Source organism: Curvibacter gracilis ATCC BAA-807 (assembly GCF_000518645.1).
Lineage (GTDB): Bacteria > Pseudomonadota > Gammaproteobacteria > Burkholderiales > Burkholderiaceae_C > Curvibacter > Curvibacter gracilis.
The window spans coordinates 639,408-656,353 of the sequence record NZ_KI912466.1 but is presented as its reverse complement, the minus strand read 5'-3'; the positions used below and the strand labels follow the sequence as shown (position 1 = coordinate 656,353).

Annotated in this window: 17 protein-coding genes; 15 read left to right on the top strand and 2 right to left on the bottom strand. The window is 68.1% G+C overall.

The features are described 5' to 3' along the window. Window positions 1–26 precede the first annotated feature (26 nt). Window positions 27–692, top strand: a complete 666-nt coding sequence (locus L880_RS0128615) for an HAD family hydrolase (RefSeq protein WP_027478511.1) — start codon at window positions 27–29, stop codon at window positions 690–692. Window positions 693–729: 37 nt separating this feature from the next. Here the strand turns inward: L880_RS0128615 and L880_RS0128610 are convergent, their stop codons facing one another. Together L880_RS0128610 and L880_RS0128605 are read right to left on the bottom strand one after the other, a co-directional pair. After that, window positions 730–1,407 carry a glutathione S-transferase family protein gene (locus L880_RS0128610; RefSeq protein WP_027478510.1) on the bottom strand — a complete coding sequence of 226 codons (678 nt, stop codon included), beginning with the start codon at window positions 1,405–1,407 and terminating at the stop codon, window positions 730–732. 123 nt (window positions 1,408–1,530) lie between these two features. Further along, entirely contained in the window at window positions 1,531–2,574 is a 1,044-nt protein-coding gene (locus L880_RS0128605) for an AraC family transcriptional regulator (RefSeq protein ID WP_043330854.1), read from the bottom strand. Window positions 2,575–2,698: 124 nt separating this feature from the next. Here L880_RS0128605 and L880_RS0128600 point away from each other — a divergent pair, with 124 nt between their 5' ends. The 14 genes from L880_RS0128600 (at window position 2,699) to L880_RS0128535 (ending at window position 16,886) form a co-directional block, all read left to right on the top strand. Then, entirely contained in the window at window positions 2,699–4,423 is a 1,725-nt protein-coding gene (locus L880_RS0128600) for an AMP-binding protein (RefSeq protein WP_043330852.1), read from the top strand. Window positions 4,424–4,430: 7 nt separating this feature from the next. Further along, the gene (locus L880_RS0128595; RefSeq protein ID WP_027478507.1) at window positions 4,431–6,035 is read left to right on the top strand and encodes a carboxyl transferase domain-containing protein; all 1,605 of its coding nucleotides are present in this window, start codon (window positions 4,431–4,433) and stop codon (window positions 6,033–6,035) included. 41 nt (window positions 6,036–6,076) lie between these two features. Next, window positions 6,077–6,379: a type II toxin-antitoxin system VapB family antitoxin gene (locus L880_RS0128590; protein WP_019576411.1), complete on the top strand. Its 303-nt coding sequence runs from the start codon at window positions 6,077–6,079 to the stop codon at window positions 6,377–6,379. Beyond that, window positions 6,376–6,777 carry a type II toxin-antitoxin system VapC family toxin gene (gene vapC, locus L880_RS0128585; protein ID WP_019576412.1) on the top strand — a complete coding sequence of 134 codons (402 nt, stop codon included), beginning with the start codon at window positions 6,376–6,378 and terminating at the stop codon, window positions 6,775–6,777. Before L880_RS0128590 ends, vapC begins: the two co-directional genes overlap by 4 nt. After that, a complete protein-coding gene (locus tag L880_RS0128580) occupies window positions 6,765–7,553 on the top strand; it encodes an enoyl-CoA hydratase/isomerase family protein (RefSeq protein ID WP_027478506.1) in 789 nt (262 codons plus the stop codon). Before vapC ends, L880_RS0128580 begins: the two co-directional genes overlap by 13 nt. Window positions 7,554–7,556: 3 nt before the next feature. Next, window positions 7,557–8,753 carry an alpha/beta hydrolase family protein gene (locus L880_RS0128575; protein WP_027478505.1) on the top strand — a complete coding sequence of 399 codons (1,197 nt, stop codon included), beginning with the start codon at window positions 7,557–7,559 and terminating at the stop codon, window positions 8,751–8,753. Window positions 8,754–8,885: 132 nt separating this feature from the next. Continuing rightward, entirely contained in the window at window positions 8,886–10,883 is a 1,998-nt protein-coding gene (locus L880_RS0128570; RefSeq protein WP_027478504.1) for an acetyl/propionyl/methylcrotonyl-CoA carboxylase subunit alpha, read from the top strand. Between the two features lie 48 nt (window positions 10,884–10,931). Further along, entirely contained in the window at window positions 10,932–11,870 is a 939-nt protein-coding gene (locus L880_RS0128565; RefSeq protein ID WP_027478503.1) for a 2-hydroxyacid dehydrogenase, read from the top strand. Window positions 11,871–11,903: 33 nt separating this feature from the next. After that, the gene (locus L880_RS0128560; protein ID WP_019576417.1) at window positions 11,904–12,812 is read left to right on the top strand and encodes a hydroxymethylglutaryl-CoA lyase; all 909 of its coding nucleotides are present in this window, start codon (window positions 11,904–11,906) and stop codon (window positions 12,810–12,812) included. A gap of 72 nt (window positions 12,813–12,884) precedes the next feature. Next, a complete protein-coding gene (locus L880_RS0128555) occupies window positions 12,885–13,391 on the top strand; it encodes a YbaK/EbsC family protein (RefSeq protein ID WP_027478502.1) in 507 nt (168 codons plus the stop codon). Next, the gene (locus L880_RS0128550) at window positions 13,388–13,627 is read left to right on the top strand and encodes a DUF1289 domain-containing protein (protein ID WP_019576419.1); all 240 of its coding nucleotides are present in this window, start codon (window positions 13,388–13,390) and stop codon (window positions 13,625–13,627) included. The genes L880_RS0128555 and L880_RS0128550 overlap by 4 nt, the downstream gene beginning before the upstream one ends. Window positions 13,628–13,654: 27 nt before the next feature. Then, window positions 13,655–14,299: a 2-hydroxychromene-2-carboxylate isomerase gene (locus tag L880_RS0128545; RefSeq protein WP_027478501.1), complete on the top strand. Its 645-nt coding sequence runs from the start codon at window positions 13,655–13,657 to the stop codon at window positions 14,297–14,299. 95 nt (window positions 14,300–14,394) lie between these two features. Continuing rightward, entirely contained in the window at window positions 14,395–16,224 is a 1,830-nt protein-coding gene (locus L880_RS0128540) for a DUF294 nucleotidyltransferase-like domain-containing protein (protein WP_027478500.1), read from the top strand. Further along, a complete protein-coding gene (locus L880_RS0128535) occupies window positions 16,221–16,886 on the top strand; it encodes a 3'-5' exonuclease (protein ID WP_027478499.1) in 666 nt (221 codons plus the stop codon). The genes L880_RS0128540 and L880_RS0128535 overlap by 4 nt, the downstream gene beginning before the upstream one ends. Window positions 16,887–16,946 lie beyond the last annotated feature (60 nt).

The following is a 16,946-nucleotide window of genomic DNA, read 5'->3' as shown; positions in this document are numbered from 1 at the left end:
ATCTTGAATTCTGGAGTTCAACCATGATGCGATTCGATGCGGTGCTGTTCGACTGTGATGGCGTGCTGGTGGACAGCGAACCCATCACCAACGGCCTGCTGCGCGACATGCTCGAAGAGTCGGGCTGGGTGATGAGCGCCGAGGAGTGCTTTCGCGTCTTTGTGGGCAAGGCGGTGCGTGATGAGCGGGCCAACATCGAGGCGCGCACCGGCATGCCCCTGACCGATGCCTGGATGGCCGAGTTCTATGCCCGTCGCAATGCGGCCCTGAACGAGCGCCTCACCGCCGTCGAGCATGTGCACGGCGCGGTCGAGCGGGTGCATGCCCACCACCAGGGGCGCATTGCCTGCGCCTCGGGGGCCGACCGGTTCAAGGTCAATCTGCAGCTCGACAAGGTGGGCCTGAGCCCCTACTTCGAGGGGCGCATCTTCAGCGGGCACGAAATGCCGCGCAGCAAACCCGCCCCCGACGTGTACCTGGCCGCGGCCGACTTTCTGCAGGTCGACCCGCGCCGCTGTGCCGTGGTCGAAGACACCGTCACCGGGGTCACGGCGGGCGTGGCGGCCGGGGCCACCGTGTTGGCCTACCTGCCGGCCCAGACCCTGCACGACAGCCGTGACGCCCTGTTGGCCGCGGGTGCCGTGCAGGTGTTCCGCAGCATGGCGGAGCTGCCCGCCTTGCTGGGCTGCTGAAGCGGGGGCATGGCCGGGGTCTTGAAGCGGCCTGGCTTCAGGCCGGTGGCCCGGTGTCCGGTGCCGGGGTGGTCGGCACACCCTGGTCCAGGGCGGCCTGGTGCTGTGCAGCCAGGGCGCGCACGAAGGCCGGCCGCTGCTGCAGGCGCTGCCAATAGGCCTGGATGGCCGGGCTCATGCGTTCCAGCAGGCCCAGGTGACCGGCCACCATCAAGGCGTAGCCCACCGACACATCGGCGGCCGTGAAACGCCCGCCGCACAGCCAGGGTGCGCCGGTGGCCAGCGCCGCGTCCACCGCTTTGAGCCGGGCCAGGAACCAGCGGCTGTAATCCTCCGCCACCTGGGGTTGGCGCCGCTCGGGCGGCTCGAAGCGGCCATAGCGCAGCACCAGGGTCTGCGGAAAGGTCAGGGTGGCCTCGCCCTGGTGCAGCCAGTTCAGCCAGGCGGCGTAATCCGGCTCGTCGGGGGCCACGGCCAGCGGGGTGCCGGGTACCCGGCTGCTCAGGTACTGGCAGATGGCGGCCGACTCGGTCATGCGCACCGCGCCGTCCTCCAGCAAGGGCACGGTGCCCAGCGGGTTGTCGGCCAGAAAGTCACGTTGCCAGACCCGGGGCGGAAAGGGCAGCATGCGCAAACGGTAGGGCAGGGCCAGCTCCTCCAGCATCCACAGGGGGCGGAATGAACGGGCACTGACGCAGTGATGCAGCGTGATCATGGGGGCTTGTCTCCAGGGGGTGATGCGGTCGCTGCCCACAGCGTAGCGGCACCGGCCCGCCGGGCTGTGCCACGGCCGGTGCAAATCCGGCCACGGTGATCCGGCCAGGCTGGCGTTGAGGCTTCAGCCGGCGCCGGCCTGGCGCCGGAACTCCGCGGGCGACTGCCCCGTCCAGTCGCGAAAGGCCCGCATGAAGCTCTTCTCGTTGCGAAAGCCCGCCGCTTCGGCCACCTGCTTGATCGGTCGGCCCGTGCGCAGCAGCAGTTCGGTGGCGCGCTCGCGGCGCACCTCGTCCTTCAGGGCCTGCAAGGTGGCGCCTTCGTCCTTGAGCTGCCGGTGCAGGGTGCGCGGCGAGATGTGCAGCCAATGCGCCAGGGCCTCGGCGCTTTGCGTGTCCTGCGGCTGGCGGGCCAGCAGCTGGCGCACCCGTTGCACCAGCAACCGGTCGCGCCGGTACTGCAGCACGGTCAAGGGCAGGGCGCGTTGCAACATCTGCTTGAGTGCGGCCTCGTCGCGTCGCAGCGGCATCTCCAGGTAGCGTGCGTCAAAGTGGATGCCGGCCTGCGCTGCCCCGAACACCACCGGCCCCGGAAACAACAGCGGATAGACCTCCGCATGGGCCGGTGCCGGCAGGGGAAATGCAGCCTGCTGCAGCGGCAGGCGTGAGTCGATCAGCCAGCAGGCCAGGCCATGGATGTTGCGCAGCACTGATACCAGGCAGAACTCGCGCAGTTCGCCCAGGTCGCGGTGTTCGGTGATGGTGATGCTGCTGTGTCGGCCCTGCACATTCAGGCTCAGCGTGATGTCGTCGGCAATCAGGCCATGGTGCCGGCACCAGCGTTTCAGGGCCACGCCCAGCGAGGGGGCGCTGATCGAGGCCCGGGCCAGCATGCCGTAGCTGCCCCAGGGCAGGCGCCGCCCGAACCAGCCCAGGGCCTCGTCGTCCAGCTCCTGCATGGCGGCGCCCGACAGCAACTCGAACTGCAGGGCCGTGACCTTTTTTTGCGCATCCAGAGTGTCTTCTGGCGTGATTTGTGCCGTCTTCAAGGCCTGGTCCGGCGTCAGTCCCCGTCGTTCGTAGGCCTGCAGGATGGCCTTCACAAAAGCCATCGGTGTGGCGGCTTGCTGGGGCGCTGGAAGAGGGGGGCGGCGGGGCTCGGGCGACATGCGACAAGTGTGCCGGCCTGTGGCGTGATTTGCAACCTTCTTGGCCTCGGCAATTTCGGGCGGCCGACGTATCCTGCGGAGCAATGCCCCCCGAGGGCGACGCCCCGTCAGAGGAGACAAACACATGGCCCCAGCCGATTCCGCCGCCCCGGTGGCCCTGAGCTACGCCCAGGGTCGCACCGACATCGCCCTCATCGAGGACACCCTCGGTGACTTCTTCGACGCCATGGTCGAGCGCCACCCCGAGCGCGAAGCCCTGGTCAGCCTGCACCAGGGGCGCCGCTACACCTACCGCCAGCTGCAGGGCGAGGTGAACCAGCTGGCCAGTGCCCTGCTGGGGCTGAACCTCACCGTGGGCGACCGCATCGGCATCTGGTCACACAACAACGCCGAATGGGTGTTGATGCAACTGGCCACCGCCAAGGTGGGCCTGGTGCTGGTCAACATCAACCCCGCCTACCGCACCTCCGAGGTCGAGTACGCGCTCAACAAGGTGGGCTGCAAGGCCCTGGTCAGCATGGCCCGCTTCAAGACCAGCGACTACCTGGGCATGCTGCGTGAGCTGGCGCCCGAGCTGGCCACCAGTGTCCCGGGCCGGTTGCAGGCGCAGCGCCTGCCCGAGCTGCGCAGCGTGGTCTGGATCGATGTCGAGGGCGAGGGCGCCGAAGAGCCCGGCATGCTGCGCTTCTCCAGCCTGCTGGCCCGAGGCGACCGCTTCGACCCGCGCCTGCCCTCGTTTGCGGCCACGCTCAAGGCCACGCAAGCCATCAACATCCAGTTCACCAGCGGCACCACCGGCTTTCCCAAGGGCGCCACGCTGACCCACCGCAACATCCTGAACAACGGCTTCTTCATCGGCGAGGCCATGAAGCTCACGCCCGAAGACCGGCTGTGCATCCCCGTGCCGCTGTACCACTGCTTTGGCATGGTGCTGGGCAACCTGGCCTGCCTCACCCACGGCGCCACCATCGTCTACCCCAACGACGGCTTCGACCCGCTGACCGTGCTGCAGGCCGTGCAGGACGAGCGCTGCACCGGCCTGCACGGCGTGCCCACCATGTTCATCGCCGAGCTGGACCACCCCCGCTTCAAAGAGTTCGATCTGCACACCCTGCGCACCGGCATCATGGCCGGCTCGCCTTGCCCCATCGAGGTGATGAAACGCGTGGTGGCCGACATGCACCTGGGCCAGATCACCATCGCCTACGGCATGACCGAGACCAGCCCCGTCAGCTGCCAGAGCAGCACCGACACCCCGCTCGAAAAGCGCGTCAGCACCGTGGGCCTGGTGCAGCCCCACCTGGAGGTCAAGATCGCCAACCCCGAAACCGGCGAGACCGTGCCCCGCGGCAGCTCGGGCGAGCTCTGCACCCGCGGCTACTCGGTCATGCACGGCTACTGGGGCGACGAAGAAAAAACCCGCGAAGCCATCGATACCCAGGGCTGGATGCACACCGGCGACCTGGCCACCATGGATGCCGAGGGCTATGTCAACATCGTCGGCCGCATCAAGGACATGGTCATCCGCGGCGGCGAGAACATCTACCCGCGCGAGATCGAAGAGTTCCTGTACCGCCACCCCAAGGTGCAGGATGTGCAGGTGGTCGGTGTGCCCGACCGGCAGTACGGCGAGCAGCTGTGTGCCTGGGTGGTGGTCAAGCCCGGCCAGACCCTGTCGGAAGACGAGCTGCGCGCCTTCTGCAAGGGGCAGATCGCCCATTACAAGGTGCCGCACTACATCCGCTTTGTGTCGGGCTTCCCGATGACCGTCACCGGCAAGATCCAGAAGTTCAAGATCCGCGATGAGATGAAGACCCAACTGGGTCTTGAAGAAACCAAGACCGCCTGAGGCCCCCATGATTCTTGAAAGCAAACTCAACCCCCGTTCGGCCGAGTTCCAGGCCAATGCCAGCGCCATGCGCGCCGTGGTCGACGACCTGGCCGTGCAGGTCGCCAAGGCGGCGGCCGGTGGCGGCGAGGCCGCCCGGGCCAAACACACGGCCCGCGGCAAGCTGCTGCCGCGCGAGCGGGTTCAGATGCTGCTGGACCCCGGCACGCCCTTTCTCGAACTCAGCCCGCTCGCGGCCCATGCCATGTATGGCGATGCGGCCCCTTGCGCCGGCGTGATCACCGGTATCGGCCGCGTCAACGGGGTGGACTGCCTGATCGTGTGCAACGACGCCACCGTCAAGGGGGGCACCTACTACCCCATGACGGTGAAAAAGCACCTGCGGGCGCAGGAGATCGCGGCACAGAACCACCTCACCTGCATCTACCTGGTCGATTCGGGCGGCGCCAACCTGCCCAACCAGGACGAGGTGTTCCCCGACCGCGACCACTTCGGCCGCATCTTCTTCAACCAGGCCAACATGAGCGCCCAGGGCATCTCGCAGATCGCGGTGGTGATGGGCAGTTGCACGGCCGGCGGCGCCTACGTGCCCGCCATGAGCGACGAGACCATCATCGTCAAGAACCAGGGCACCATCTTCCTGGGCGGCCCGCCTCTGGTGAAGGCGGCCACCGGCGAGGTGGTCACGGCCGAAGACCTGGGCGGTGGCGATGTGCACACCCGCCTGTCGGGCGTGGCCGATCACCTGGCCCAGAACGACCTGCACGCGCTGGCGCTGGCGCGCCAGGCCGTGAAGAACCTGAACGCCCGCAAGGCCGACCCGGTGCCCGCTGACGTGGCCAAGCCGCCGCGTTTCGAGGCCAGCGAGCTGTACGGCGTGATCCCCACCGACACCCGCAAGCCTTTCGATGTGCGCGAAATCATCGCCCGCATCGTGGACGACAGCGAGTTCGACGAGTTCAAGGCCCGCTTCGGCACCACCCTGGTCACCGGCTTTGCCCGCATCGAGGGCATGCCCGTGGGCATCATTGCCAACAACGGCATCCTGTTCTCCGAATCGGCCCTCAAGGGCGCCCACTTCATCGAACTGTGCTGCCAGCGTAAGATCCCGCTGGTGTTTTTGCAGAACATCACCGGCTTCATGGTGGGGCGCAAGTACGAGAACGAAGGCATTGCCCGCAACGGCGCCAAGATGGTCACGGCCGTGGCCACGGCCAGCGTGCCCAAGTTCACCATCATCATCGGCGGCAGCTTCGGCGCCGGCAACTACGGCATGTGCGGCCGCGCCTACAGCCCGCGCTTTCTGTGGATGTGGCCCAACGCCCGCATCAGCGTCATGGGGGGGGAGCAGGCGGCCAGCGTGCTGGCCACGGTCAAGCGCGACGGCATCGAGGCCAAGGGCGGCCAATGGAGCGCCGACGAAGAAGAAGCCTTCAAGGCCCCGATCCGCCAACAGTACGAAGACCAGGGCCACCCCTACTACGCCACCGCCCGCCTGTGGGACGACGGCGTGATCGACCCCGCCGACACCCGCCGCGTGCTGGCCCTGGGCCTGTCGGCCGCCCGCAATGCGCCGATCGAAGACACTCGATTTGGCGTCTTCCGCATGTGATGTGTATATTTTTCTAAATCTATACACATCCGAGGTCTGCTGTGCGCACCAACATCGACATCAACGACGAGCTGCTGGCCCTTGCCATGGAGGCCGGGCAGTTCAAAACCAAAAAAGAAGCCGTCGAAGCTGGTTTGCGACTGCTGGCGCGTAAAAAAATCTACGACGGCTTGCTGGCTCTGCGAGGCCAGTTGAACTGGGATGATTCCGACGAGGGCTGGGCCGAGGTTCAAGCCCAGACGGCCAGCCAGCAAGACGCCGCCATGGCGCTGGCGCAAGAGCCTGCCCCTGGCTACAAGGCGGAATCTGCAGTGGCTCGTCCAGCCAAAAGGCGGCGCCCGTGATTCTGGTGGATTCCAGTGTCTGGATCGACTTCTTTGCGGGGCGCAGCAACCGGGCTGTCACGGCATTGGGGGCATTGCTGCAAGGCAATCGCGGTGACATCGCGGTGGCCGATCTGGTGATGTTCGAGGTACTGCGTGGTTTCCGCTCCGGCCGCGCGCTGGACCTGGCCGAGCACTACCTGGGCAGTCTGCCGCAGGTCCAGTTGGGTGGTTCATCAGCCGCTCTGCTGGCGGCCCGCGAGTACCGCGAGCTGCGTGCACAAGGCGTCACCATCCGCAGCCCCATCGACATTCTGCTGGCCAGCTTCTGCATCCACCAGGGCCATCAGCTGCTGCACCGCGACGCAGATTTTGACCTGATCGAAACCTTGAGAGGACTTCAAACATGGCCGAGTTGAGCACCATCACCGTCGACACCGGCCCCGTGGCCCGTGTCACCCTGAACCGCCCTGAAGTGCGCAACGCCTTCAACGAAACCGTGATCGCCGAACTCACCCAGGCCTTCCGCGATCTGGGGCAACACCCCGAGGTGCGGGCCATCGTGCTGGCCGGCCTGGGCCCGGCCTTCTGTGCTGGCGCCGATCTCCACTGGATGCGCAGCATGGCCGACTACAGCCGCGAGCAGAACCTGGCCGATGCCGGGCAACTGGCCGAGATGCTGCGCGTGGTCTACGCCTGCCCCAAGCCCACCGTGGCCCGCGTGCAGGGCGATGTCTATGCCGGCGGCACCGGCCTGGTGGCGGCCTGTGATGTGGCCATCAGCGTCGACACGGCGCACTACTGCCTCAGCGAGGTCAAGCTGGGCCTGATCCCCGCCACCATCAGCCCCTATGTGATCCGGGCCATGGGCGCGCGCGCGGCCCACCGTTACTTTCTGACGGCCGAGCGCTTCAACGCCGCTGAAGCGCTGCGCATCGGCTTCGTCCACGAGGTGGTGGCCGCCGAGGCCCTGGACGCCCGGGTGGACGCCGTCACGGCAGCCCTGCTGGCCGCCGGCCCCGAGGCCGTGCGCCTGAGCAAGCGCCTGGTGCAGGACGTGGCCGGGCAAGACATCGATGCGGCCCTGATCGCCTCCACCGTCGAGCGCATCGCCGATGTGCGCGTCAGCCCCGAAGGGCGTGAGGGCATCCAGTCCTTTCTGCAAAAGCGCAAGCCGAACTGGCTGCAGGGTTGAGCCATGCGCAGCCTGTCGACACGTTCACGTCTCCTGGGCCTGGCCGGCTTGCTCGTGCTCGCCCTGGGCCCGCTGGGCCAGGCGGGGGCGCAGAACCCAGCCGCAACACCGCCCGCCGAGCCTGTGCTCGCGGCCGATCTGCGCGAAGAGATCCAGCACATCCCCGTCACGGTGAGCGATCTGTATGGGCGCCAGGAAACGCGCCAGATCCCCATCACGGTGTTCCGTCCCGCCGGGGCCGGGCCGCACCCGCTGGTGATCCTCAACCACGGCCGGCCCACCCGGGACAAGCGTGCCCAACAGGGGCGCCAGCGCTATGAGCACATGGCGCGCTACCTGGTCGCCAAAGGCTTTGCCGTGATGCTGCCCACCCGCCTGGGTTACTGGGAAACCTACGGTGACTTCGACCCCGAAGACAGCGGCGCCTGCAATGCCATGCGCATCGAGCCCATGGCCAAGGCCGCCTCGGACCAGGTGCTGGCCACCCTGGCCTACGCCCAAAGTCAACCCGACATCGACACCTCGCGCTGGCTGGTCATGGGGCAGTCCGTCGGCGGGTTGACCGCCGTCGCCACGGTCGCGCGCCACCCCGCCGGGCTGGTGGGGGGCATCAACTTCTCCGGGGGGACCGGTGGCGATCCCGAGCGCCGTGCAGGCAACCCTTGCGGCCCGGCGGTGCTCGCCAAGGCCTGGGAGGCCCAGGCCAAAGAGGCCCGGGTGCCCATGCTGTGGCTGTATTGGGCCAACGACCTGTACTGGGGCGAGGACAACCCCCGCCGCTGGCAACAGGCCTGGACGGCGGGTGGCGGCCTGGCTGAATTCCACACCTTGCCCGCGTCGGGCAAGGACGGCCACAACGGCATGAATGCCGACATGGACCATTGGGTGCCCCTGGTGGAGGCCTACCTGGCCCGGCTGGGATTCACCCGGCCCGGTGTGCCCACCGTGCCACCCGCCCAGGGCCAGCGTCGCATCGATGCCGTCAACGAGGTGCCCATCAGCGAGAGCGCCCGCGAAGGCTTCTACCGCAAATTCCTCGCCGCCCCGGCACCCCGCGCTTTCGCCATCGGCCCCTCGGGCAACGTGGGCTGGGCCACCGGCGACTGGGCCGTGGGCCGCGCCCTGGGCTTCTGCCAGGCCCGAAAAGGCCAAGCCTGCAAGCTGTACGCCGTGGACGACCAGGTCGTCTGGGCACCGTGATTTTGGAGACCACCGTATGTTCAAGAAAATTCTGATTGCCAACCGTGGGGACAAGCCGCAACGCGGCGCAGCGGCGAAGCCAAATTGCCTGACACGCGCAGCGTGTGCAGGGTATTGAGACGCGAGGACACCATGTTTAAAAAAATCCTGATTGCCAATCGCGGCGAAATAGCCTGCCGGGTCGCCTCGACAGCCCGCCGCATGGGCATCAAGACCGTGGCGGTCTACTCGGATGCCGATGCCCAGGCCAAGCATGTGGCCGCCTGTGACGAGGCGGTGCATGTGGGCGGCAGCGCCCCCAAGGACAGCTACCTGCGCTGGGAGCGCATCCTGGAAGCCGCCAAGTCCACCGGGGCCGAGGCCATCCACCCGGGCTATGGCTTTCTCAGCGAGAACGAAGACTTTGCCCAGGCCTGCGCGGCCGCCGGCCTGGTCTTCATCGGCCCGCCGGCCTCGGCCATCAAGGCCATGGGCCTCAAGGCCGAATCCAAGCAACTGATGGAGAAGGCGGGCGTGCCCCTGGTGCCCGGCTACCACGGTGCCGACCAGAACCCCGAGCTGCTGCAGCGCGAGGCCGACCGCATCGGCTACCCGGTGCTGATCAAGGCCAGTGCCGGCGGCGGCGGCAAGGGCATGCGGGCGGTCGACCGGGCCGAAGACTTTGCGGCGGCCCTGGCCTCGTGCCAGCGCGAGGCCATCAACAGCTTTGGTGACGACGCCGTGCTGATCGAGAAATACGTGCAGCGCCCGCGCCACATCGAGATCCAGGTCTTTGGTGACACCCACGGCCAGTGCGTCTACCTGTTCGAGCGTGATTGCTCGGTGCAGCGCCGCCACCAGAAGGTGCTCGAAGAAGCCCCGGCCCCGGGCCTGAGCGAGATCATGCGTCAGCAGATGGGGGCCGCTGCGGTGGCGGCCGCCAAGGCTGTGCAGTACGTGGGCGCCGGCACGGTCGAATTCATCGTCGAGCAGCGCGCCGACGGCAGCATGAACTTCTTCTTCATGGAGATGAACACCCGCCTGCAGGTGGAGCACCCGGTCACCGAGGCCATCACCGGCCTCGATCTGGTCGAGTGGCAACTGCGCGTGGCCAGCGGCGAGCCGCTGCCCCTGCAGCAGGCCGACCTGCGCATCCAGGGGCATGCGATCGAGGCCCGCATCTGTGCCGAGACCCCCGACAAGCAGTTCCTGCCTGCCACCGGCCGCCTGGACATCTACCGCAAACCCGCCAGCACCAGCTTCGAGCGCGGCACGGTGCGCATCGACGATGGTGTGCGGCAAGGCGATGCCATCAGCCCGTTCTACGACTCCATGGTGGCCAAGCTCATCGTGCACGGGGCCACCCGCGAAGAGGCGCTGGCGCGGCTCGATACCGCCCTGGCCCAGACCCACATCGTGGGCCTGGCCACGAATGTGCAGTTCTTGCGCCATGTGGTGCGCAGCCCCTCGTTTGCCGGGGCCCAGCTCGACACGGCCTTGATCCAGCGCGAGCAGGCCGTGTTGTTCCAGCAAGAGGTGCTGGGCCTGCCCCTGGTGGCGGCCGCCGTGGTGGCCCAGACCCTGGCGTCCGAGCAAGCCCTGGCCGGTGCCGACCCCTTCAGCCGCCGCGACGGCTGGCGCTCGCACGGCGAGAACGTGCGCCGCTTTGCCTTCGAGTTCCATGGCGAGCGCTGTGAGGCGCGCCTCACCTACGGCCACGACGGTCAGCTGCAACTGGCCATCGGCGAGGTCGCCGGCCCCTTGAACTGGCGCCACGCCGATTCGGGCCTGTTGCTTGAGTTTCAAGGCCAGCGCCTGGGCGTGCAGGTCGATGTGCAGGGCGAGGTGGCCCATGTGTTCGCGCCCGCCGGAGCCTCGCAGATCACCGTCATCGACCTGCTGGCCCATGCGGGCGACAGCCAGGGCGAGGGCGGGCGCCTCACGGCGCCCATGCCGGGCAAGGTGGTGTCGTTTGCGGTCAAGGCGGGCGATGCGGTGCGCAAGGGCCAGCCTCTGGCCGTGATGGAAGCCATGAAGATGGAGCACACCATTGCCGCGCCCGCCGACGGCACGGTGCTGGAGCTGCTCTATGCCCCGGGCGACCAGGTCAGCGATGGTGCCGAGTTGCTGCGCCTGGAGGTCGCGGCCTGACCGGCCTGCGACTGCAGAAACGGGCACTTGATGGCAGACTGCGGCGCCATGAACATCACACTCTGCCTTACCGACACCAAGCCTGAGCCCTGGAAAGCCGGCCTTCAGGCCGCTTTCCCCGACGCCCGCATCACGAACTGGCAGCCCGGCGACCCCCAGGCCGACTACGCCGTGGTCTGGGCACCCCCCCAGGCCTTTCTGGATCAGCAGGCCGGCCTGCGCGCGATCTTCAACATCGGCGCGGGCGTCGATGCCCTGATGAAAAGCCGCCTGCCCGCCGGGGTGCCCGTGGTGCGCCTGGATGACGCCGGCATGTCGGTGCAGATGGCCGAGTTCGTGGCCCATGCCGTGATCCGGCATTTCCGCGAGCTCGATGGCTATGAGGCCGACGTGGCCCTGGGCAAGTGGTCGTACCGCAAGCCCCGCCTGCGCAGCGACTTCAGCGTGGGCGTGATGGGCCTGGGTGTGCTGGGCCAGCGGGTGGCCCAGGCCTTGCGCCTGTTCGAGTTCCCGGTGCGTGGCTACAGCCGCAGCGCCAAACAGGTCGAGGGCATCGAGTGCTTCTCGGGGCCGGTGGGCGGCGAGGGCTTCCAGGCCTTTCTGCGTGGCACCCGGGTGCTGGTCTGCCTGCTGCCCCTCACCCCCGAGACCGAAAACATCATCGACCGCAACACCCTGGCGGCCCTGGCTCCCGGCGCTTATGTGATCAACGTGGCGCGGGGCGCCCACCTGGTCGAGGCCGATCTGCTGGACGCCCTGGCCCGTGGCCAGGTGGCCGGCGCCACCCTGGACGTGTTCCGCACCGAGCCGCTGCCCGCCGGCCATGCGTTCTGGCAGCACCCGCAGATCACGGTCACACCGCACACCTCGGCCCGCACCCTGCGTGAAGAAAGCATTGCCCAGATCGCCGGCAAGATCCGGGCACTGCAGGCCGGCGCCCCGCTGGACGCCATCGCCGGCGTGGTCAACCCCGAGCGCGGCTACTGAAGCCGGCGCGTACTCATCTCCGGAGACACCCCCATGACACTGCCCACCCGCGTCAAACTGGTCGAGGTCGGCCCCCGTGACGGCCTGCAGAACGAAAAACAGCCCGTGCCTGCCGAGGTCAAGATCGGCCTGGTGCACCGCCTGCAGGACGCCGGCCTCACGCACATCGAGGTCACCAGCTTCGTCAGCCCCAAGTGGGTGCCGCAGATGGGCGACAACGCCGAGGTCATGGCGGGCCTGCAGCGCCGCGCCGGGGTGCAGTACTCGGTGCTCACGCCCAACCTCAAGGGCTATGAGGCGGCGGTGCTGTCGCGGCCCGACGAGATCGTGGTGTTCGGCGCCGCCAGCGAGGCCTTCAGTCAGCGCAACATCAACTGCTCGATCGCCGAGAGCATCGAGCGCTTCGCGCCCGTGGTGGCCGCGGCGCTGGCCGCCGGCATCCGCGTGCGGGGCGCCATCTCGTGCACCGTGGGCTGCCCCTATGAGGGCGACATCGCCCCTGAGCGCGTGACCCAGGTGGCCCGGCTCATGAAAGACATCGGCGTGCAGCACGTGGGCGTGGCCGACACCATCGGCGTGGGCACGCCGCTCAAGGTGCAGCGCGCCATGGAGGCCGCCCTGCAGGTGTACGCGCTCGATGACGTGTCGGGCCACTTCCATGACACCTACGGCCAGGCCCTGGCCAACACCCTGGCCACACTGCAGATGGGGGTGTGGCAGTACGACACCTCGGTGGCCGGCCTGGGCGGCTGCCCCTATGCCAAGGGCGCCACCGGCAATGTGGCCACCGAAGACGTGGTCTACATGCTGCACGGCATGGGCATCGACACCGGCATCGACCTCGATGCCCTCATCGACGCGGGCGACTTCATCAGCCGCCACCTGGGCCGACCCACCGGTTCGCGCGCCGGCAAGGCCATCCTCAATAAACGCTCGGCTTGAACCCTGCGGGTGCCTGGACATCGCGACAGCGGCACAATGCTGGCCGTGATGAACCCTGAGGAAGCCAGAACCATGTGTGGTGCCGAATTGAAACCCCTGCCTGATGGCGTGCAGCGCGTGGCCGCTGCGCTGCAGGCCAAGGGCCATCCCCATGCCCCGCAAATGCTGGGCGAATCCTGCCGCACGGCGCAAGAGGCCGCCGACACCCTGGGCGTGGCCGTGGGCCAGATCGCCAAGAGCATCATCTTCAAGCGCAAGAGCGACAACCTCGCCGTGCTGGTGATCGCCTCGGGCGACCGCCGGGTGGACGAGAAAAAGGTCGACGCCCTGGTGGGCAAGACCGGCCGGGCCGACGCCGATTTCGTGCGCGCCAGCACCGGCTTTGCCATCGGCGGCGTGTCGCCCGTGGGCCACCTCAACCCCCCCGTGACCCTGATCGACCGCGATCTGTTCCGCTTCGAAGAGGTCTGGGCCGCGGCCGGGCACCCCAATGGCGTGTTCCGTCTGCGCCCACAGGATCTCGAATCGCTGACGGGTGGCGCCCCGGTGGCCGATGTGGCCCAGGCCCCGGCGCCATGAGTTCCACGCTCGAGCTGCTGGCCGCCAAGGCCGAGGCCGCCATGGCGGCCGAGGACAACGTGCCCTCGCCCTGTGTCTCGGTGTGCCGCATGACGGCCGACCGCAGCCTGTGCCAGGGCTGCTACCGCACGCTGGACGAGCTGCGCGCCTGGAGCGGCGCCTCCGACGGCTACAAGCGCAGCGTCTGGCGCCAGGTCCTGCTGCGCAGCGGCCTGGTGCGCGAGCCCCAGGCCTGAGCCCCTACCTCTTGGCCTCAGCACAGCATGAAACACATCGACTTCTACCTCGACTTCGTGTCGCCCTATGCCTGGCTGGCGCTGGAGCAACTGCCCCAGGCCCTGCAGGGCCTGAGCTACCACGTGAGCTACAAGCCCGTGCTGCTGGGGGCCCTGGTCAAGCAATACGGCCACGGTGGGCCGGCAGGCATCGCGCCCAAGCGAGACTGGACCTACCGCCACGTGGCCTGGTTGGGGCACAGCCTGGGCGTGGGCCTGCAGATGCCGGCGCAGCACCCCTTCTCGCCCGTGCCCTTGCTGGGCCTGGCCCTGGCCACCAGCGTGGACGGCTGCATCAGCCGCCATGTGGCGCGCGAGGTGATGCGCCATGTCTGGCACGGCGGCCAGGATGCGCTGGACCCCGAACGCCTGCAGGCCTTGCAGCAGCGCCTGACTTTGCGCCACGAACCAGGTTCCGAAGCAGTGCGGGCCCGGTTGCGCCAGAACACGCAAGAGGCGCTGGCCGCCGGGGCCTTTGGCGTTCCGACCTGGGTGGTCGACGGCCGCGTGTTCTGGGGGCTGGACGCCTTGCCTTTGCTCAGGGCCTGCCTGGCCGGTGATCCCTGGCTGGATGAGCACTGGGACACGGTGCCCCAGGTGACGAACGGACTCAAGCAGGACCTCCAAAGCTGAACCTGGGTCAAGTCGCGGCGCCCTGGGCGGCGCGACAATCTCTCGACAACACCGCAGCCCGCCTCGGCGCCGCGGCCCCTGATCGGAGACAAGCGATGCCCAACGCCTTCAATTTCTCGGCCTCGCCATTCGACTGCCTGAACCCCGACGAGCAGCGTCTGGTCCGCAACAGTGTCGATGTGGCCTACTTTCGCGCCGGCACCCCCATCCTCGAGGTGGGCTCGGCGCCCACCCACCTGTTCGTCATCATCAAGGGCTATGTGACCCAGCTCGATGGCGAGGAGGTCATCGGCAGTTATGGCCCCGACGACTGCTTTGATGGCCGGGGCCTGGTGGCTGGCCGCGTCAGCCACCGTTTCGTGGCCTCTGAAGAGGTGGTGGCCTACCAGCTGGCGCACCAGGCCGTCAACGAGCTGATCGCCTCGAACGCCACCTTTGGGGCCCTGCTGTTCTCTGACCTCAGCAACAAGCTCAGCACCCTGGCCCAGCGCCAGGGCAGCCACGAACTGCACTCGCTCACCATGGCGCGGGTCGACGAGGCCTTTGTGCGCCCGGCTCCCACGGTGGAGGCCGACACCGACATCGTCACGGTGGTGCGCCGCTTCCAGACCGAAAAGACCTCCAACGTGCTGGTGCGCGACAGCCGCAGCGACCCGCCCCGGCTGGGCATCTTCACCGCCACCGCCTTGCAGCGCGCCGTGCTCGACGGCCGCCCGCTCGACCAGTTGGCCGTGGGGGAGCTGGCCAGCTACCAGCTGGTCACCGTGCGCCCGGGCGATCTGCTGGGCGACGCCATGGCCTTGATGCTGCGCAGCCGGGTGCACCGTGTGGTGGTGGCCGAAGGCGGCGAGGTGCGCGGCATCCTGGAGGCCCTGGACCTGTTCAGCTTCCTGGGCAACCACTCGCACCTCATCACGGTGCAGATCGAGCAGGCCCGCGATCTGGCCGGCCTGGAGCAGGCGGCCGCCCAGATCAACCGCATGATCGGCCTGTTGTCGCGCGGCGGCACCCGGGTGGGGCTGATTGCGCGCCTGGTGCAGCAGCTCAACCTGCGCCTGTTCGAACGTGCCTGGGACATGCTGGCGCCGCCCGACCTGGTGGCCAACAGCTGCCTGTTCGTGATGGGCAGCGAGGGCCGCGGCGAGCAGTTGCTCAAGACCGATCAGGACAACGCCCTGGTGCTGCGCGACGGCTATGTGCCGCCGGCCGACCTGCAGGCCCTGTGCGAGCGTTTCTCGGCGGCCCTGAGCCGATTCGGTTACCCCGAATGCCCGGGCCACATCATGCTGAGCAACCCCGATTGGCGTGGCAGCGTCAGCGAATTCAGCCAGCGCGCCCGCGACTGGCTGCTGGTGCCCGATGCCGACAAGCTCATGAAGCTGGCCATCTTCATGGACGCCCACGCGGTGTGTGGCGATGCCCAGCTTTTGACCCGGGTGCAGGAGCAGGTGCAGGCCCTGTCGCTGGACAACGAGGCCATGCTGAGCCGCTTTGCCTCGGCGCTGGACGCCTTCGGCGAATCCGCCAGCGGCTGGCTGCACCGCCTGTTCTCGCTGGGTGAGGATGGGCGCCAGCTCAACCTCAAGAAAGAAGGCATTTTTCCGCTGGTGCACGGGGTGCGCAGTCTGGCGCTGGCCCACCGCATCGCCGAGACCAGCACCAGCGGCCGCATCGCCGCCCTGGTGGCTGTCGGCGCCCTGAGTGCCGACACGGCCGCCGAACTGACCGACAGCCTGCAGGTGTTCATGGGCCTCAAGCTCAAGGCCGGCCTGGCCGAGATCGACCTGAAACGGCCGGTCACCGGCGCGGTCGACTTTGCGCAGCTCAGCGCTCTGGACCGCGACCTGCTCAAGGATTCGCTCAGTGTGGTCAAGCGCTTCAAGGTGCAGCTGCGCCACCGTTTCCGCCTGGACGCCCTGTCATGAGCACCCTGCCATTGCCCTCTGTGGCCAACCGCTGGTTGCAACGCCTGCGCCGTGACTGGGCCTTGCGCCGCCTGGCCGACCCCTCGTTTGCCTTTCTGTTCGACGAGCCGCCGCCCGATGAATGGGTGTCTCTCGACTGCGAGACCACCGGCCTCAATGTGCGCAGCGACGAGATCGTGTCCATCGGCGCCGTGCGCATCGTGGGCGACCGCCTCATGACCAGCGAGCGGCTGGAACTGCTGGTGCGCCCCGAGCGCGGCGTCTCGGCCGAGAGCGTGCGCATCCACCGCCTGCGCGAGCGCGACGTGGCCGAAGGCCTGCCCGCCGACGAGGCCGTGCGCCGGCTGCTGCACTTCATCGGGCCGCGCCCGCTGGTGGGCTACTTTCTGGAGTTCGATGTGGCCATGCTCAACCGCGTGGTACGGCCCCTGCTGGGCCAGCCTTTGCCGCAGCCCAAGATCGAGGTGTCGGCGCTCTACTACGACCACAAGTTCCGCCAGCTGCCGCCCTACCAGCAGCACGACAACGCCGACATCGACCTGCGCTTTGCCACCCTGATGGCCGATCTGCAGCTGCCGCTGCGCGATGCCCACGACGCCATCAATGACGCGGTGATGGCGGGCCTGGCCTTCATCAAGCTGCGGGCGCTGAAGAGCGGCTAACGCCCGCAGCGCACAAAAAGAAAAACCGGGCCTAGGCCCGGTTTTTTCAGGGGTGGGAGA

Excerpts from the sequence above, each read along its gene's own strand:
- L880_RS0128600 (WP_043330852.1), top strand. The coding sequence starts at position 2,699 with ATGGCCCCAGCCGATTCCGCCGCCCCGGTGGCCCTGAGCTACGCCCAG.
- L880_RS0128545 (WP_027478501.1), top strand. The coding sequence starts at position 13,655 with ATGAAACACATCGACTTCTACCTCGACTTCGTGTCGCCCTATGCCTGG.
- L880_RS0128565 (WP_027478503.1), top strand. The coding sequence starts at position 10,932 with ATGAACATCACACTCTGCCTTACCGACACCAAGCCTGAGCCCTGGAAA.
- L880_RS0128535 (WP_027478499.1), top strand. The coding sequence starts at position 16,221 with ATGAGCACCCTGCCATTGCCCTCTGTGGCCAACCGCTGGTTGCAACGC.
- L880_RS0128555 (WP_027478502.1), top strand. The coding sequence starts at position 12,885 with ATGTGTGGTGCCGAATTGAAACCCCTGCCTGATGGCGTGCAGCGCGTG.
- L880_RS0128615 (WP_027478511.1), top strand. The coding sequence starts at position 27 with ATGCGATTCGATGCGGTGCTGTTCGACTGTGATGGCGTGCTGGTGGAC.
- L880_RS0128575 (WP_027478505.1), top strand. The coding sequence starts at position 7,557 with ATGCGCAGCCTGTCGACACGTTCACGTCTCCTGGGCCTGGCCGGCTTG.
- L880_RS0128550 (WP_019576419.1), top strand. The coding sequence starts at position 13,388 with ATGAGTTCCACGCTCGAGCTGCTGGCCGCCAAGGCCGAGGCCGCCATG.
- L880_RS0128605 (WP_043330854.1), bottom strand. The coding sequence starts at position 2,574 with ATGTCGCCCGAGCCCCGCCGCCCCCCTCTTCCAGCGCCCCAGCAAGCC.
- L880_RS0128540 (WP_027478500.1), top strand. The coding sequence starts at position 14,395 with ATGCCCAACGCCTTCAATTTCTCGGCCTCGCCATTCGACTGCCTGAAC.
- L880_RS0128580 (WP_027478506.1), top strand. The coding sequence starts at position 6,765 with ATGGCCGAGTTGAGCACCATCACCGTCGACACCGGCCCCGTGGCCCGT.
- L880_RS0128570 (WP_027478504.1), top strand. The coding sequence starts at position 8,886 with ATGTTTAAAAAAATCCTGATTGCCAATCGCGGCGAAATAGCCTGCCGG.
- L880_RS0128610 (WP_027478510.1), bottom strand. The coding sequence starts at position 1,407 with ATGATCACGCTGCATCACTGCGTCAGTGCCCGTTCATTCCGCCCCCTG.
- L880_RS0128560 (WP_019576417.1), top strand. The coding sequence starts at position 11,904 with ATGACACTGCCCACCCGCGTCAAACTGGTCGAGGTCGGCCCCCGTGAC.
- L880_RS0128595 (WP_027478507.1), top strand. The coding sequence starts at position 4,431 with ATGATTCTTGAAAGCAAACTCAACCCCCGTTCGGCCGAGTTCCAGGCC.